18 protein-coding genes are annotated in these 15670 nt (G+C 49.0%); 4 read left to right on the top strand and 14 right to left on the bottom strand.

Features of this window, described 5'->3' with window-relative positions; genetic code table 11:
* Nucleotides 1-572 precede the first annotated feature (572 nt).
* The 14 genes from MSSIT_RS08350 to MSSIT_RS23055 all read right to left on the bottom strand — a co-directional run bounded on the left by MSSIT_RS08350 (nucleotide 573) and on the right by MSSIT_RS23055 (nucleotide 11586).
* A complete protein-coding gene (locus MSSIT_RS08350; RefSeq protein ID WP_048171583.1) occupies nucleotides 573-935 on the bottom strand; it encodes a F420H2 dehydrogenase subunit FpoO in 363 nt (120 codons plus the stop codon).
* A 13-nt stretch (nucleotides 936-948) separates the two neighbouring features.
* The gene (gene fpoN / locus MSSIT_RS08345) at nucleotides 949-2418 is read right to left on the bottom strand and encodes a F(420)H(2) dehydrogenase subunit N (RefSeq protein ID WP_048171581.1); all 1470 of its coding nucleotides are present in this window, start codon (nucleotides 2416-2418) and stop codon (nucleotides 949-951) included.
* A 3-nt stretch (nucleotides 2419-2421) separates the two neighbouring features.
* A complete protein-coding gene (gene fpoM, locus MSSIT_RS08340) occupies nucleotides 2422-3909 on the bottom strand; it encodes a F(420)H(2) dehydrogenase subunit M (protein WP_048171579.1) in 1488 nt (495 codons plus the stop codon).
* Nucleotides 3909-5927, bottom strand: a complete 2019-nt coding sequence (gene fpoL / locus MSSIT_RS08335) for a F420H2 dehydrogenase subunit FpoL (RefSeq protein ID WP_048171578.1) — start codon at nucleotides 5925-5927, stop codon at nucleotides 3909-3911. Before fpoL ends, fpoM begins: the two co-directional genes overlap by 1 nt.
* Nucleotides 5921-6229 carry a F420H2 dehydrogenase subunit FpoK gene (gene fpoK / locus MSSIT_RS08330; protein ID WP_048171576.1) on the bottom strand — a complete coding sequence of 103 codons (309 nt, stop codon included), beginning with the start codon at nucleotides 6227-6229 and terminating at the stop codon, nucleotides 5921-5923. The genes fpoL and fpoK overlap by 7 nt, the downstream gene beginning before the upstream one ends.
* Entirely contained in the window at nucleotides 6226-6477 is a 252-nt protein-coding gene (gene fpoJ, locus MSSIT_RS25270) for a F420H2 dehydrogenase subunit FpoJ (protein ID WP_048171573.1), read from the bottom strand. The genes fpoK and fpoJ overlap by 4 nt, the downstream gene beginning before the upstream one ends.
* On the bottom strand, nucleotides 6467-6757 hold the full coding sequence (locus MSSIT_RS25265) for an NADH-quinone oxidoreductase subunit J (protein ID WP_048171571.1): 291 nt from the start codon (nucleotides 6755-6757) through the stop codon (nucleotides 6467-6469). Before MSSIT_RS25265 ends, fpoJ begins: the two co-directional genes overlap by 11 nt.
* Nucleotides 6754-7164 (bottom strand): F420H2 dehydrogenase subunit FpoI, encoded by a 411-nt coding sequence (fpoI, locus tag MSSIT_RS08315; protein WP_048171569.1) that lies wholly within the window; start codon nucleotides 7162-7164, stop codon nucleotides 6754-6756. Before fpoI ends, MSSIT_RS25265 begins: the two co-directional genes overlap by 4 nt.
* A gap of 3 nt (nucleotides 7165-7167) precedes the next feature.
* Entirely contained in the window at nucleotides 7168-8205 is a 1038-nt protein-coding gene (fpoH, locus tag MSSIT_RS08310; protein WP_048171568.1) for a F420H2 dehydrogenase subunit FpoH, read from the bottom strand.
* A gap of 5 nt (nucleotides 8206-8210) precedes the next feature.
* Entirely contained in the window at nucleotides 8211-9335 is a 1125-nt protein-coding gene (fpoD, locus tag MSSIT_RS08305; RefSeq protein ID WP_048171566.1) for a F420H2 dehydrogenase subunit FpoD, read from the bottom strand.
* 10 nt (nucleotides 9336-9345) lie between these two features.
* Nucleotides 9346-9822, bottom strand: a complete 477-nt coding sequence (fpoC, locus tag MSSIT_RS08300) for a F420H2 dehydrogenase subunit FpoC (protein ID WP_048171565.1) — start codon at nucleotides 9820-9822, stop codon at nucleotides 9346-9348.
* 29 nt (nucleotides 9823-9851) lie between these two features.
* Nucleotides 9852-10406, bottom strand: a complete 555-nt coding sequence (gene fpoB, locus MSSIT_RS08295) for a F(420)H(2) dehydrogenase subunit B (protein ID WP_048171563.1) — start codon at nucleotides 10404-10406, stop codon at nucleotides 9852-9854.
* On the bottom strand, nucleotides 10394-10783 hold the full coding sequence (fpoA, locus tag MSSIT_RS08290) for a F420H2 dehydrogenase subunit FpoA (protein ID WP_231590536.1): 390 nt from the start codon (nucleotides 10781-10783) through the stop codon (nucleotides 10394-10396). Before fpoA ends, fpoB begins: the two co-directional genes overlap by 13 nt.
* Before the next feature lie 620 nt (nucleotides 10784-11403).
* Complete coding sequence (locus MSSIT_RS23055) at nucleotides 11404-11586, bottom strand: hypothetical protein (protein WP_148705193.1); 183 nt, start codon at nucleotides 11584-11586, stop codon at nucleotides 11404-11406.
* Nucleotides 11587-12002: 416 nt separating this feature from the next.
* On the opposite strand from MSSIT_RS23055, the gene MSSIT_RS08280 reads away from it, so the two are divergent.
* The 4 genes from MSSIT_RS08280 to cofH are packed head-to-tail and all read left to right on the top strand — an operon-like array spanning nucleotide 12003 to nucleotide 15636.
* Nucleotides 12003-12164 (top strand): 4Fe-4S binding protein, encoded by a 162-nt coding sequence (locus tag MSSIT_RS08280; protein WP_048171558.1) that lies wholly within the window; start codon nucleotides 12003-12005, stop codon nucleotides 12162-12164.
* Entirely contained in the window at nucleotides 12161-13438 is a 1278-nt protein-coding gene (locus MSSIT_RS08275) for a phytoene desaturase family protein (protein ID WP_048171556.1), read from the top strand. Before MSSIT_RS08280 ends, MSSIT_RS08275 begins: the two co-directional genes overlap by 4 nt.
* A gap of 42 nt (nucleotides 13439-13480) precedes the next feature.
* Nucleotides 13481-14512, top strand: coding sequence for a 7,8-didemethyl-8-hydroxy-5-deazariboflavin synthase subunit CofG (gene cofG, locus MSSIT_RS08270; RefSeq protein ID WP_048171554.1), 1032 nt, complete (start codon nucleotides 13481-13483; stop codon nucleotides 14510-14512).
* The gene (gene cofH / locus MSSIT_RS08265) at nucleotides 14509-15636 is read left to right on the top strand and encodes a 5-amino-6-(D-ribitylamino)uracil--L-tyrosine 4-hydroxyphenyl transferase CofH (protein ID WP_048171552.1); all 1128 of its coding nucleotides are present in this window, start codon (nucleotides 14509-14511) and stop codon (nucleotides 15634-15636) included. The genes cofG and cofH overlap by 4 nt, the downstream gene beginning before the upstream one ends.
* Nucleotides 15637-15670 lie beyond the last annotated feature (34 nt).

The raw sequence follows: 15670 nt of genomic DNA, 5'->3' as shown, positions 1-15670 counted from the left end.
TAACTTGCTTTTTTTCATGGCACAGTATGATTTTTTAATATAAATTATTTATGGCCAAATCATCAAACTATTTAGTGTTGTATGATTTTTTAATAAAAAGTCACACTAAATAATAAACAACTGGAATATTTTTTCAAACAACCAAAAATAATGGATTAACATACCTGTCTTTCCGCAGATGTTCTCCATATATAAATACTTTTGTTGATATTTTTTTAGAGCAATTTCCACAAATTTCGGATTGAAATTATCCTAAATTATCTTAGATCTCAATTGTTGCTGCCCAAAACAAAAAGGAAAACTTACTGAATATATAAGGTTTTAATGAGTGAGTAAACTGAGAAATACAAGTTAAAATAATCAAAATAGATATTGGGGGAAACGATATCGGGAAAGATAGTGAAATTTCTCAGACATCTGAAGAAGGTGGGATATACAGTTTTGTAAAAAAACACTAATATATCTACATAAGTCTGAAAATGGATTAGCAAAATAAGGACATTAAAATAAGAGAGACAAAGAAAAAAATAAGAAAAAATAAAGCCGCCTTTAAAAAGCAGCTTTGATTTTACTTAATGATGTGCATGTTCCTGCTCAATCATCTCTTTCTTATGCCTGATATAAGCCTCATCGACTCCTTTCAGGCACCTGTAGCAGAGATCCACATCTTTCTTGACTATCCCTTTTGAGAAATCCGGGACCTGCAGTTCCACCGAGAAAACTCCTGTTTTGTCTCCGCAGAGGGCGCATTTGCCTTTTCTGCATGAAGGTTGGTTTTTGTTTACTTCCAGGTAAGTTTTCTGGGCGGAATCGAGGCAGGTCTCACAGAGACCTTTCCAGACCCCGTTGGGGTAGGCGAATTTGAGGAGGGGGCGGATAACCCGGACCGGGATGACGGTCGGGATTGCTTTTCCGCATAGGTCGCAATCTGTCATTTCTCATACCTCCTTATACCAGTACCATTGCTGCTTTCATAGCCAGTTCCACGAAGGGTTCGGGCCAGATACCCATTACCAGCACGCCTGCCACTGCAACCAGAAGGGCGGCTGCATACGGGAAAGGAACGCTGACGGATTTACCCTCGGGGGGCAGGAAGTACATGTATCCCACAAGCCGCGCGTAGTAGAACAGGGAAAGGGCACTGTTCAGGATTGCTATTACTGCAAGCCAGGCCATGCCCGCCTGGATGGTTGAAGAGAAGAGCACGAACTTGGCCATGAAACCTGCAGTCGGGGGAATACCTGCGAGGGCAAAGACGAAGACCGTCATGGAAAGGGCCGCAAGAGGCATTCTTTTCCCGAGGCCCTTAAAGCTGTCCAGGTGGTCGGGGACATTGAGGTTGCCTGTCTTTTCCTGGCTTACCATCCAGACCACGACTCCGGCTGCAATAAAGGCTCCTGCTTTCATAAAGGCGTGGGCAAGAGCGTACATGATGCCTCCTCCGAGGGCCACAGGGGTCATAACGGCAAAAGCCATTGCAATGTATCCGGCCTGGGCTACGGAAGAGTAGGCAAGCATGCGTTTTACGCTGGTCTGGGCAACTGCGACCACGTTTCCGAAGGTCATGGTTGCAACTGCCAGAATGGTAAAGATAAACTGCCAGTCAGGCTGCAGGGCTGCAAGAGCTATAATGAAGATTCTGAAAGCTGCTACAAAACCCATCTTCTTGGACCCGGCTGCAAGCAGGGCGGAAACGACCGAGGGAGAACCCTGGTAGGTATCCGGAGCCCACATGTGGAAGGGCACAAGTGCCATCTTGAAGCCGAAACCTGCAATAAGCAGCACGACTGCTACAAGCCCGATCGGGTTTTCTATAAGGAGCCAGGGGTTTGCAGCAATCAGGGGGATGCTCGTGGTGCCGGTTGCCCCGTAGACAAAGGAAAGCCCGAAGAGCATGAGGGCTGCCGAGACCGAACCGATCACGAAATACTTCATGGCTCCTTCAAGAGACCTCGGGTTCTGCTTTTCGTAGCCTGCAAGGGCGTAGGTTGCAAGACTTGCCAGTTCAAAGGCAACGAAGAGTACGATCAGGTCGTTTGCAGAAGCTACGACCATCATCCCGAAGGTTGCAAAGAGCATCAGGGTGTAGAACTCTTCGGTATGGTCACTGTTTTCATTGTACTTGATTGCAGCAATCGAAACGATCAGGGCAACTACCAGGAAGACCAGTTTGAAGAACTGGGAGAGAGCATCGATATTCAGAGCTTCCGAGAAAACCGAATATCCGATCTGTAAGCCCTCCATAGTCAGGAGCCCGAAACTTTTAACCGTCAGGAAGAGGGCTGCAAGGATTCCCAGGGTTGCCAGGTAACCAAGTATGTTCTTGGACCGGGGGGACAGGAAAACTCCGGCCAGAAGTATGACCAGGCCGGTTGCAACCACTACGATTTCAGGTGCAAGATACATTAACTCGTTCATTTCTTACACCCCCAGGCCAGCCGCCAGGCTGACTATTGCTTCCGAATTCTTAATCATCATATTAAGCACCGGACTCGGGTTCAGGCCAAAATAAAGCACAAGTAGGGCGATTACTCCCATCGAAAAGACCTGCAGGGTATTGATGTCCCTGATACTCCCGAGTTTCTCATTGTACACTCCGAACATTGCCCTCTGCATTGCCCAGAGGTGGTAACCTGCAGTAATCACTATTGCCAGCAGGGCAAGTAAGACAAAACCGGGCAGGTTCACGAAAGTAAAGGTCAGGACCAGGAACTCGGCAATAAAGCCTGTCAGGCCCGGAAGCCCGAGGGATGCCATAAAGCCGACCATCATAAGCACGGTGAGCATCGGCATCTTCCTTGCAAGCCCGCCGAGATCGTTAATGATCCTTGTGCCTGTGGCGCTCTGGATCACTCCTGCAGACATGAACATGATGCTCATGATAAGCCCGTGGGAAAACTGCTGGAACATGGCGCCTGAAACCGAAAGGGCAACAAGGCCTGCCGAACCCAGGGTTACAAAGCCCATGTGGCTCAGACTGGAGTAGGCGATCATGCGCTTGAGGTCTTTCTGCCTCAAGGCCAGAAGAGCCCCGTAGACTATGCTGAATGAGCCAAGCAGGCCAAGCATCATGATCATCAGATTAGGGTTTCCGGTGTGAGGGAGCATCGGGAGGGAGATCCTGAAAAGCCCGTATCCTCCGATCTTGAGCAGGATAAAGAGTACACTGCCTGCGGTCGGGGCTTCGACATATGCATCCGGAAGCCAGGAGTGGAAGGGGAAGGTCGGCAGCTTTGCCAGGAATCCGAAGAGGATTGCCAGGAATATTGCGTCCTTCATCAGGCCGGACCCGAAGAACTGGAACTGTGCGATCAGTTCTCTGATGTCAAAGGTCGGAACCCCTGTCTGGTGGAGGGCTGTGTAGAAGAGCCCGAAGATCCCGAGCAGCATCACCAGGGATGCAACGTGTGTGTAGATAAAGAACTTGTAGGACGCATGAGCCCGCTTTTCTCCTCCCCAGATGTTTACGATGAAGAAGAGAGGGACAAGGGTCAGCTCCCAGAAGATGTAGAAGACTACGAAATCGAGGGCCACAAAGACCCCTATGACGGCGGCCTGCATGGTAAGGATCAGCCCGTAGAACCTGTTCGGGGCTTCCCTTTCCTCATTCCAGCTGAAAAGGATCAGGAGGGGGATAACGATTGCATTCAGGAGGATAAGGGGCATTGAAATGCCGTCAATTCCAACCGAATAATTGATCCCGAGGAAGGGAACCCACGGAATTGATTCATAGAACTGCATTGCAGCAGTGCTGCTGTCAAAGTTCAGGTAGGCGTAAAGGGTAAGGCCCAGGGTCACAAGGGACCCGATAAGACCCAGCCCCGCAGCCTGGTCTTTTGTTTTTGTGAAAAAGGTCACAGCTGCGAAAATCAGCGGCACCAGAATCAACAACGATGCGACCGGCAGCATCAGAGTACCTCCGTTATTAATTTAATGAGTATTATCAGCAGGCTCACACCCGCGATTATGACGGTTGCATAGGTCTGGACAACCCCGGTCTGAACCTTCCTGAGTTCTTCCCCAACTCCAACCGTGAGAATTCCGATTCCTTCAACGATACTGTCGACGATCACATCAACTACCTGTGTAAGGAAAGCGATAACTCCGTAGACTATTCCTATCGAGAAGAACTCGGTATAAATTTCGTGCTGGTAGTAGCGCCTGTAAAGCAGTCTGTAAATCGGGTTTTTCATGGAAGCCAGAGGTCCGAGGCTGAATGCTTTGAGATAATAGATCACAAAAGCGATTGCAAGACCTGCAACGGCCATGATTAACGGGAGCCACAGGATTAAGACAGGTTCATGCCCGACTGCCTCTACAAGCTCGTTTCCGCCTATGCCTGCAAGGTTTCCTATATTCAGGTCCACAAAGCTGTTGGTAAAGGTTTCTTCAAGGAAATTCATAAAGCCGGTCCTTGTCAGCGATCCGAAAACAAGGGCAAAAAGGGCAAGTATGGAGAGAGGAACGGTCATAATGGCGGGGGATTCATGCCCGTGATAGTCGCTTCTCGGCTTTCCCGTAAAGGTCATGAAGATCAGCCTGAAGATGTAAATAGAGGTCAGGAGGGCTGCAACAATTGCGAAGATATAGGGGATCCAGTTCCCGCTGTGTTCTGCGAAAAGGTATGCATTTTCAATGATCGGGTCCTTTGACATAAAGCCGCTTGTCCCTATCGAGGTTCCGGGAATCCCGAAGCCTGCAAGGGAAAGGGCTGCGATGGCCATGGTTCCGGCAGTGATCGGCATTACCTTTCCGACGCCTCCGAGCTCCCTCATGTCCTGGGTGCCGACTGCATGGATTACACTGCCTGCACAGAGGAAGAGAAGGGCTTTGAAGAAAGCGTGGTTGATCAGGTGGAAAAGGGAAACTCCGACTGCTTCAAGTCCTACTGTAGCCCCAAGGCCCAGGGCAAGCATCATGTACCCGAGCTGGCTGATAGTCGAGTAAGCGAGCACACGCTTCAGGTCGTTCATTACAATGCCCATGGTGCCTGCAAAGAGAGCGGTAAAGCCTCCCAGATACGCAACAACCATGAGGGTACCGGGGGCTGCGAGAAACATCGGGAAAGTCCTTGCAACCAGGTAAACCCCGGCAGTAACCATTGTTGCTGCATGGATGAGGGCTGAGACGGTTGTGGGACCCTCCATCGCATCGGGCAGCCACACATGTAAGGGGAACTGCCCGGATTTACCTACGGCTCCCCCGAAGAAGAGCAGGGTGATAATAGTAAGGTGGCTTACTTCAAAGCCGAAAATATTTACCTGAAGCGCCGAAAGCTGGGGAATATAGCTGAAGATTTCGTCAAAGCGAAGCAAATATACTCCTTCCTGGAAGCCGCCTGCAAGTTTCAGGAGATCGGAAGTAAGCACGATTATTCCCGTAAGGAACATTACGTCTCCGACCCTGGTTGTCAGGAAAGCTTTCTTGGCAGCAGCCGCAGCCGAGGGTTTTTCGAACCAGAACCCTATCAGGAGATAGGAACAGAGCCCGACAAGTTCCCACGAAACAAAGAGCTGCAGGATGTTGTCCGAGAGGACCAGGGAAAGCATTGCTGCGGTAAACAGTGCGGTTTCTGCAAAGTACCTGGCTTTTCCCTCATCATGGGACATGTAGCTGACTGCGTAGATGTGGATTAACAGGCTCACAAAGGAGACCATTGACAGCATAACTGCAGCCAGGGGGTCGATTAATATTCCTATGTCAAGCACTGCAAACCAGGAATATGACTGGCTTACGACTTCTCCGGGGTTTGCCAGCAGCCCGAGGGTAATCGCAAAAGAGATTACAAAGGAGGCGGCGATGGCAAGGATGGGAACGATTGCCCCTCCTGAGGGCATTTTCTTGCCAAAGAAGAAGGTGATCGCAAAGGCCAGTGCCGGAAGCAGGGGAATCAAAAATGCAAATTCTTCCAGTGCCGTTTTTACCACCTCAAAATGTTAAGCTCGTTAAGGTTAATTTTATCGTGCATCCTGTAGATTGCCATGAAAATCGCAAACCCTACGGCTGCTTCAGCGGCTGCAAGGGCAATTGAAAATATGGCAAAGACCTGCCCGTTCAGGGTGTCCGTATAGCTTGAGAATGCTACAAGGTTCAGGTTTGCGGAGTTCAGCATGAGTTCGATACACATGATCATCCTGATCCCGCTTTTATGGGTCATCACGCCGTAAAGCCCTATTGAAAAGAGCAGGGCTGCAAGCCCAAGATAAAATGTTAACGGAATAGCGGTCATCTGTTGCCCTCCCCTTTTGCCATGTAGATTGCCCCTATCAGGGATGCGAGCAGGACAATTGACAGGACCTCAAAAGGCACCACGTACTGGGTAAAGATCAACATGCCTATGCCCTGGATATTACTCGGGTCAGCCGGGTTCTCAGGAAGTTCCGAAACCGTATGCCAGGAAGTCCCGAAAGCGCCTGTTACTATGACCGCGACAAAAAGCAGAGAGACGAGGAGAGCCAGGGGCCGGTTAATTCGCACGAGACCCACCTCCGAGTTCGCGTTTTGTAAGCATAACCGCAAAGAGGATCAGCACTCCGATTGCTCCTATATAGACCAGCACCTGAATTATTCCAAGGAACTGAGCGTTTAAGAGAATGTAAAGTACTGCAACACCGAACATGCACATAATCAGGGCAAGCCCGGCTCTAACGACATCTTTTGCAATAACCACAAAAATTGCAAAGAAGACCGTGACAAGTGCAAGGAGTCCGAAGACAGCCATTTCCAGAGCTGCTCCAACCGTTTCAAGTCCGATCATTTCTCATCACCCTCCTTGATATCAACTTCCCTTGCGAGTTTTTCAGGGGTCATGAGCAGATCTTTGTGAGCCCATTTTACCATACCTTTGGTATATTCTTTCCCACTGGAAAGAGCACCTTTGGGGCACTGGTCAATGCAGAGCCCGCAGAAGAGGCAGTGGCCTACATCGATTTCAGGAAACCAGCGCTGTTTGCTGCTGCCCGGTTCAATCGGGGCTTTTACGATCTTGATCGCATTGTTAGGGCAGGTATTGGCACAGATCCCACAGCCTATGCATTTGCCTTTGTCGAGGATCTGAAGCCCTCTGAACCTATCGGATAGCGGGCTTTCCACTTCCGGACACAGCCTGGTTACGCGTTTTTTAGGGATGTTTTTTATTGCATATTTGATATTTTTAAGAACCATATCTTAAGCCCCCAGATAAAGTCCAAGACCCACAGCCCAGACGAGGTTCAAAAGGGACAGGGGCAGGAGTTTCTTCCAGCTCAGGTCCACTACCTGGTCGATCCTGAATCTCGGGACAGCCCACCTCATTCCGATGATAGTCATCAGCACAAGTACGGTTTTAAGCAGGAAGAAACCTGTGGGGGCAATCAGACCGAGCACCGGGTTGTTTGCAACAAAAGCCGGCACGTTCCAGCCTCCGAGGAAAAGGAGTGCAACAAGGAAGGAACCAAGGATCATGTGGATATACTCGGCAAAGAAACCGAGACCGAAACGCATTCCGGTGTATTCGGTAATCCAGCCTGCAACCAGTTCTTCTTCAGACTCGTTCTGGTCGAAGGGGAGCCGTCCCATATCAGCCATAAGGGCAATAAAGAAAACAATGAATCCGATCGGCTGCAGGAAGATGTTCCAGTGTAGTCCCTGAGCGCTGGCAATTTCCACGATGTTCAGGGAACCTGTCATTATAGCAACACTGACAACAGTGATTCCGAGGGGCACTTCATACCCGACCATGCGGGCGAAGTTCCTGAAAGCTCCGAGCAGGGAATACTTGTTATTAGAACCGTAAGCAATCATGAAAATTCCGAAAATGGAAATCGCAGAAACTGCTTCAATATAAAGAACACTGACATCCATCTCGGTTACAGCAAGGGGGTACTGGACACCGTTAATGAAAACCGCACCCACAGGGATTGCGACAAGCATCAGGAAAACCGAGCTCATCATGAAAATAGGAGCATTATCAAAGAGAAGACGGTCGGCATTTCTCGGTCTCACGTCCTCTTTGGTAAAGAGCTTGATTGCATCGGCTACCAGCTGCAGCAGCCCGAACTTTCCTACCCTTGAAGGTCCGTATCTGAACTGGATGTCGGCCGAGAGTTTACGCTCAAGCCAGACAGCCCCCATTGCTCCAAGGAAGATGGCTCCCACAAGAACCAGGCCCACAACCCCGCGGATCCAGGGGATTAAGGGAATTATGAATTCAGGAATTTCTATCATGATATTCACCTGTCCGCTTCACTGGTACAGCCGTCCATGCTGCCTGAAATCGCTGCAACGTCCGCAACTGTCGTACCTTTGATCAGAGGAGGCAGAGCCTGCAGAGTCGGGAAGTAGGGGCCTCTGACTTTTACCCTGTACGGTTTGTCGCTGCCGTCGGAGATCATGTACATGCCCATTTCACCTCTCGGGTCTTCGACCCTGTGGAAGACTTCTCCGGCAGGCACTCTCATTACAGGAGTCCTTCTGCCGTAGGGGGTGCCTTCAGGGAAGAGGGGGCCGTTCGGGATCCGGTCAAGGCACTGCTCAAGGATATAAATGCTCTCCCGCATCTCGTTGAGCCTGACCTGCACTCTTGCAAAACAATCGCCTGCAGTTTCCGTGCAGACCTTGAAGTCGAGGTCCTTATACACAAGGTATGGTTCGTTCTTCCGGATATCGAAGGGGACACCCGTTGCCCGCAGCGCAGGGCCCGAAACCCCGAGGCTCTTTGCGACATCTGCGGTCAAGACACCGACTCCTATGGTTCTTTCCCTGTAAATCCTGTCCGAATTGAACAATTCTTCGTAGTCGGAAATGACTTTCTTGAGATTGTTCAGGACAGGAAGGGCTTTTTCCTTGAAGCCTTCGGGCAGGTCGTCGCGGACCCCTCCGAATTTCAGGTAGCTGTGGGTGACCCTTGCTCCTGTGACCATGTCAATCAGGGTGAGGACATCTTCTCTTTCCTTGATGGTATACATGAACATGGAAACGAAGCCTATGAACTCCCCGAACTCTCCCATGCCGAGCAGGTGGCTCTGTATCCTGGAGAGTTCTTCTAAAATGACCCTTATATACTGTGCCCTCTCCGGGGGTTCGATGCCCAGCAGCTTTTCAGTGCAGCCCACAAAACATTCTTCGTTTGTAAGGGCTACAAGGTAACAGATCCTGTCCACTATCGTTATTCCCTGGAGGTAGGTTTTATTCTCCAGGATTTTTTCAATTCCCTTGTGGATGAAACCCAGTTCCACTTCAGCATCCATTACGGTTTCCCCTTTCAACCTCAGGTTTAACCTGAATGGTCCGGGCTGCATGGGATGCTGTGGGCCCAGGTGTACGATCATTTCATTTGGTTCAAGCATTTCTTCCATTTTTCACCCCTCACACAAGGTTTCTTGCTGTCCTGTTCGGGAAACCTTCGTAGTCTTTCCGGAGAGGCCACTCTCCCAGCATATCTTCGGGGAGCACAAGGGCCTTCAGATTCGGGTGGTTTTTAAAGAAGATCCCGAAGAGTTCGTAGGTTTCTCTCTCATACCAGTTCGCATTCCAGTATACCGGTACGATGGACTCGATTTCAGGGGAATCCCTGGACAGCTTTGCTTTGAGCATCAGGACAACGGGATGGTCATACGAAGCTATATGATACACTGCTTCCTGCTCGTTCCTCCGGGGATAGTCCACTCCGCAAACGGAACAGAGGTGGTCGAACTGAAGGGAGTCCTTAAGGTACTGGCAGACCTCTTTTGCTTTCTCCTTATCCACATATGCCCGGATACGGATAGGGGACTCGATCTCGGCTTCGGAAATTGCCTCAGGAAATTTCCCGGTTAATGATTCGATAATTGTTCTGGCATCCATTCTTTTCCCTCAAATAAACCTGAAATTTCTCAGTATTCCGTGCCCCGGTCTTTTTTAGCTTTAATCTTTTCCTGCAGCTCCACAAATCCCTGAATAAGGGCTTCGGGTCTGGGCGGGCAGCCGGGAATGAAGACATCGATAGGAAAGAGTTCATCGATATTCTGCACCGTGCTGTAAGACTCATAGAAGGGGCCGCCGCTGATCGAACAGTCCCCCATAGCGAGAACCCATTTGGGAGCCGGCATCTGTTCCCAGAGCCTCTTTAAGGCAGGCAGGTATTTTTTTGTCACATAACCACTGATGATCATGACATCCGCATGCCTCGGGGAGTTTCTGGGAATGATCCCGAAGCGGTCAGTATCATAGTGGGCACAGCCGGTAGCGATCATTTCCACACCGCAGCAGCCCATTGGCTGGGTCATGAACCAGAGCGAGTTTTTCCGGCCCCAGTTGATCAGGTCCTGAGCCTTGGTCTTCTTGAGAAAGTCGCTGATCGCATTGGTGGTTGTTGTGATAACGCCGGGAATTTCTTCTTCCGGAGTTCCTGTTGTGTTAGTCGTTTTTGTCTCCTTCACTTCACCCATGTAAGGGCCTCCTTCTTCCAGAGATACACGTATCCGAAGAGCAGTATGAAGATAAATAGTAACATCTCAACTACTGCAATTGAGGTAATCCCATGCCCCTTATAGACGGTAGCCCACGGGTAAAGGAAAAGCACCTCAATATCAAAGAGCACAAAAGCAATCGCATAAAGATAATACTCGACATTGAACTGGATTCTGGCAGTTCCCGTAGGAATGGAACCCGATTCGTATGTCGTGTATTTGCTGGCTGCTTTGCTCCTCGGACTCAGTTGCTTTACCATGAACATTGTCATGGGCGGCATAATCAGTCCCACGGCAAGAAATATCGCAACCGGTATATAGCTATCAATTATTCCAGACATCGTATCACCTATCAAAGTGCAGCAATCTGAAATTGCAGCGTCGCATGATCTTGATTTTTTTGTTTTTAAAGATAAAAGGACAAAAAAAACCGTATCCGGACTCCCGGTTGTTTCGAAAAACCACTGTGGTCCGAACACAGGTCCTGCAAGGAATGCCCGGATCCGGGCCTTCTTTCTTCCGACAGAAAGGCTTTTCCGAATACGGACTATTTAGTGCCGAGCTCCGATAAATTTCCTTTTTCGTTGCCCGGAGTTATGTAATAAACTGCCGAATGTCAGGGGAGACCCTTTCTTCCGGCAACATGGATTCAATTGCCGTGAAAGTAGTATAATTAATAGTTATGATTCGAAGTAGCTATGCTAGTTCTGCAAATGAATCAGGGGTTATTTATAGCTATTTGCTAGATAATTAATATTATATAAATATTAAGTCTAAATAATTAAAAATCTCTTTTTAAAATATGCGTATGTTAATATAATATAGAGGAAAAGCCCTGACCCGATCGCGAAATTATATATACACCATAAATATGTTATTATTTTTGAACAGCTGAAAATTCCTGATAATTATTCATCTGCAGGTCCGGAGTTTTCCTCTGGCATGGAAAGGAATTATATATAACCGTTAATTATTTTTATTTCCAGAATATACCCTGTGGATACTGCATGAATAATAATGTTAAATAGAAGGGATCCGGTGCTCCTGAGGCAACCTTTAAAATGAAAATATTAAGGAACTGAAAGGGCTGAAAATTTCCTGCGTAATTAAGGGAGAAGCGGCATCTGCTCTCATCCAAATTATACATTCCGGGCATCATACGGACAACCACCATAATCTAAATGGTTATTATGTCGGTAAATAGGTATGTCGGATTGCCAGGATGGCTGAATAGCTATATCCTGAATATCTATGATGACGTAATGGATATCTGGAATGTTTTGGTGCGAGCCCTTAAGTATTATTATGTACAGGTAGCTGTCTGCAAATGCCTTCCGGCAATCACAATAGTTCGAAAAAAGCGGGGATTTCCGTGTTTTTGAGCGGTTACTTTTAAGCCGTATTGTATTCTGAAAGGGGATATATTCATAGTATACTACTGATTAGATATTAAAAACAGGGCGTTATCCGCAGGAAAGCCAGGTTTTCCTTTTGCCCTGAGAAGAATAACATGAGCGGCACACTAACCAACACATTATAATAAGTCTTTTCACGATAGGAAAGCTGGTGGATCGCATGAAAATAAACGATAACTGCGTAGGGTGCGGCCAATGCGCTTCTTTTTGCAAAAAAGGAGCAATAGAGGTCAGGGGAAGAGCACGGGCTACCGATGCCTGTGTGGATTGCGGGCTGTGCGTCCCCTACTGTCCTGTAAAAGCCATCGAGGTGCCGGCATGAAAACGATTATCATAGGGGCAGGTCTCGGAGGGCTCTTAAGCGCTGCCAGGCTAGCAAAGACAGGGCATGAAGTTGAAGTTTTTGAAAGGCTTCCTATTACAGGAGGCAGGTTTACCAATCTCGATTATAAAGGGTTCCAGCTCTCAAGCGGAGCTTTCCATATGCTTCCAAGCGGGCCCGGAGGACCGCTTGCCAGGCTCCTGGAGGAAATAGGAGCTAATGTGCATATCATCCGGTCGGAAATGACCACCATACGGGTGCCGCTCAAGAAAGGGAACCCCGATTACGCAAAAGGCTTTAAAGACATCTCTTTTAGTGATTTTCCCTCGCTTCTTTCCTATAAAGACCGAATGAAAATTGCTCTTTTGATTGTGAGCACAAGAAAGAACCGTCCTGCAGGAACTACGCTTCAGGCCTGGATAAAGGCTCAGGTAAATGACGAATGGCTGGTAAAATTTGCCGATTCTTTCTGCGGCTGGGCGCTAAGCCTGAAAAGCAATGAAGTCCCGGTAGAAGAGGTTTTTGAGATAATAGAAAACATGTACCGGTTCGGAGGTCCCGGAATCCCGATTGGAGGTTGCAAAGGGGTTATTGATGCTCTTGAAGCCGTAATCCGGGCAAATGAGGGAAAAATCCATACCGGACAGGAAGTCTCAAAAATCCTGGTTGAAAACGGAAATGCTGCAGGGGTTGTTGCTGAAGGCAAAGAGCATAAGGCTGATCTCGTTATCAGCAACCTTGGGCATACTGCAACCGCTCTGCTCTGCGGGGAAGCCCTCTCTGAAAAAATGCATTCTGATTACCTTAAAATGCTTGAGACCCTTAAGCCGTCTGCCGGAATAAAGATCTGCCTTGCTGCAGACGAGCCTCTGGTCGGGCACTCAGGGGTCCTGTTAACCCCCTATACCAGGCGGATAAACGGAATCAATGAAGTTACTCAGGCTGACCCGAAACTTGCTCCTCCGGGAAAACACCTTACCATGTGCCACCAGTATGTAGCCCCTGAGAACGTAAAGAACCTCGAAGCCGAAATTCAGATGGGGCTTGACGACCTCAAAGAAGTTTTTCCCGGCAAGAAGTATGAAATCCTCCTGATCCAGTCCTACCACGACGAATGGCCCGTAAACAGGGCGGCTTCAGGTACGGATCCAGGAAATGAAACTCCTTTTACCGGGCTCTATGTCGTAGGAGACGGGGCCAAAGGAAAGGGAGGAATAGAAGTTGAAGGGGTAGCCCTTGGCGTCTCTTCGGCTGTGAAGAAAATCCTGGGCTGAAAAGTCAAAAAACAATAAAGCAGAATCAGCAGGTGTTTTACCATTACTCCGGAAAAAGCTCCGTTCGTAACTTTCTCAAAAAACGTTTTCATTCCCGTAACCAATATCTGCAGAAACCGCTGCGGATACTGCGGTTTTCGGCGGGATCCCGGACAGCCCGGAGCCCGGCTTATGAAACCTGCAGAGGTAACCTCAATTCTTAAAAACGGAGTAAGGGCAGGGTGTACCGAAGCCCTCTTCACTTTCGGGGAGTATGCCGAGGAAGTGCCCGGATACAACCTGATGCTTGATGAAATCGGCTTTTCCTCGACACTTGACTATCTCTTATTCCTTTGCGAAACTGCAGTCGAGATGGGAATTCTTCCCCATACGAACGCTGGAGTCATGACCCGTTCCGAACTTGAAGCGTTAAAGCCCCTGAATGCGAGTATGGGGCTGATGCTCGAGAGTACGGCAACCCTGGAAGCCCATAAAGACTGCCTCGGGAAAATTCCGGAATGCAGGCTTGAGACAATCCGGGAAGCCGGAAAACTTCAGATTCCCTATACAAGCGGCCTCCTCATAGGTATAGGGGAGGACCGGGAGGATAGAATCGAGTCTCTCGAAGCCCTCGCATCCCTGCACAGGGAGTACGGGCACATTCAGGAAGTAATAATTCAGAACTTTGCCCCTAAGCCCGGGACGCCCATGGAAAATTACCCGGAGCCCACCGTGGGGGAAATGATGGATGCGGTAGTTCTTGCCAGGCAGATCCTGCCCTCTGATGTCTCAATACAGGTCGCCCCTAATCTCATAAACCCTAAAACCCTTATCGGAAAGGGAGTAACGGATCTTGGGGGCATCTCTCCTCTTACTATTGATTGGATCAACCCCGAAGCCGAATGGCCTGACGTGAAAGATCTGCAGAATAAGCTCGGGGACATTCCGCTCAGAGAACGCCTGCCAGTTTACCCTCAGTATGTGAAAAGAGGGTGGTATTCGGAAAGGATTGGCAGCCTCGTCGAGCGGCTCTCGGATAATGAGGGCTACAGAAAGCAGCCCGCAACAGAGAACGCGGAGGATTTAGAAAAATGAACAGCAAAATTCCCGAAGACCTCATGGAACGCGCATACCAGGGGAAGTGCACAAAAGAAGACGCGCTGCAACTCCTGGAAGTACCCCCTTTCGAACTTTTCAGGTTTGCAGACAAGCTCCGCGACCTGGCAGTAGGGGACACAGTGACTTATGTTGTTAACAGGAACATAAACTTCACAAGCCGCTGTATAGGAACATGCGGGTTCTGTGCATTCAGGACAAATAACGGTAAGGTCCTCAGCATCGAAGAAATTATGGAAAAGGTCAGAGAAGCCGAAAAGGCAAACGCAACCGAAGTCTGTATCCAGGGAGGGTTACTTCCGGATGTAGGCCTGGACTTTTACCAGGGGATTGCCGAAACCATAAAAGCCGAATTCCCGGAAATGCATATCCACTCTTTTTCGCCGATGGAGGTCTACCATGCTTCCCGTGTTAGTGAAATCCCGGTAAAAGAAGCCCTCAGGAAGCTTAAAAGAAGCGGGCTTGATACCATGCCCGGGACAGCAGCCGAAATTCTCTCGGATCGCGTGCGGAAAATAATCTGCCCTTCAAAACTCAGGACCTCAGAATGGGTCGAGGTAGTCCGGCAGGCACATGCAGCAGGCATTCCGACCACTGCAACCATGATGTACGGGCACGTTGAAACCCCGGAAGAGAGAATCGATCACATGCTGATTATCAGGGAGATCCAGAAAGAGACCGGAGGAATTACCGAGTTTGTACCCCTGCCTTTTATGCCCTACAACAATCCGATTGGGGAAAAAATGATTCGAGAAGGCCGCTATGCAACTCCGGGCCTTGAGGACCTGAAAATCTATGCAGTATCCCGTGTCCTCTTCCATGGGCACGTGGACAATATCCAGGCAAGCTGGGTGAAACTCGGAAAGAAACTCGCCCAGTTTTCTCTCCACTGCGGGACCAATGACCTTGGCGGTACCCTTATGGAAGAAAGCATCTCCAGGTCTGCAGGAGCCTCCCACGGGGAAATGATTACTGTAGATGAGCTTGAATGGATGATCCACGGAGCCGGCAGGATCCCTAAAGAGAGGAATACTCTGTACAGGGGAGTTGAGTTTGCCTCCGGAAACGTGCGAAAGATGTCCGGGTGCGGAGCTTACGAATAAACCCGGGAAAAAGAAAACATATCTAATCTGGAAA

The organism is Methanosarcina siciliae T4/M (assembly GCF_000970085.1).
Lineage (GTDB): Archaea > Halobacteriota > Methanosarcinia > Methanosarcinales > Methanosarcinaceae > Methanosarcina > Methanosarcina siciliae.
This window is presented reverse-complemented; position numbering and strand designations above follow the sequence as displayed.

Bases quoted from the DNA above. Each gene is read 5' to 3' on its own strand.
- MSSIT_RS08350 (WP_048171583.1), bottom strand. From the start codon at position 935: ATGACAGATTGCGACCTATGCGGAAAAGCAATCCCGACCGTCATCCCG.
- fpoN (WP_048171581.1), bottom strand. From the start codon at position 2,418: ATGAACGAGTTAATGTATCTTGCACCTGAAATCGTAGTGGTTGCAACC.
- fpoM (WP_048171579.1), bottom strand. From the start codon at position 3,909: ATGCTGCCGGTCGCATCGTTGTTGATTCTGGTGCCGCTGATTTTCGCA.
- fpoK (WP_048171576.1), bottom strand. From the start codon at position 6,229: ATGACCGCTATTCCGTTAACATTTTATCTTGGGCTTGCAGCCCTGCTC.
- MSSIT_RS25265 (WP_048171571.1), bottom strand. From the start codon at position 6,757: ATGATCGGACTTGAAACGGTTGGAGCAGCTCTGGAAATGGCTGTCTTC.
- fpoI (WP_048171569.1), bottom strand. From the start codon at position 7,164: ATGGTTCTTAAAAATATCAAATATGCAATAAAAAACATCCCTAAAAAA.
- fpoH (WP_048171568.1), bottom strand. From the start codon at position 8,205: ATGATAGAAATTCCTGAATTCATAATTCCCTTAATCCCCTGGATCCGC.
- fpoD (WP_048171566.1), bottom strand. From the start codon at position 9,335: ATGGAAGAAATGCTTGAACCAAATGAAATGATCGTACACCTGGGCCCA.
- fpoC (WP_048171565.1), bottom strand. From the start codon at position 9,822: ATGGATGCCAGAACAATTATCGAATCATTAACCGGGAAATTTCCTGAG.
- fpoB (WP_048171563.1), bottom strand. From the start codon at position 10,406: ATGGGTGAAGTGAAGGAGACAAAAACGACTAACACAACAGGAACTCCG.
- MSSIT_RS23055 (WP_148705193.1), bottom strand. From the start codon at position 11,586: ATGATGCCCGGAATGTATAATTTGGATGAGAGCAGATGCCGCTTCTCC.
- MSSIT_RS08280 (WP_048171558.1), top strand. From the start codon at position 12,003: ATGAAAATAAACGATAACTGCGTAGGGTGCGGCCAATGCGCTTCTTTT.
- MSSIT_RS08275 (WP_048171556.1), top strand. From the start codon at position 12,161: ATGAAAACGATTATCATAGGGGCAGGTCTCGGAGGGCTCTTAAGCGCT.
- cofH (WP_048171552.1), top strand. From the start codon at position 14,509: ATGAACAGCAAAATTCCCGAAGACCTCATGGAACGCGCATACCAGGGG.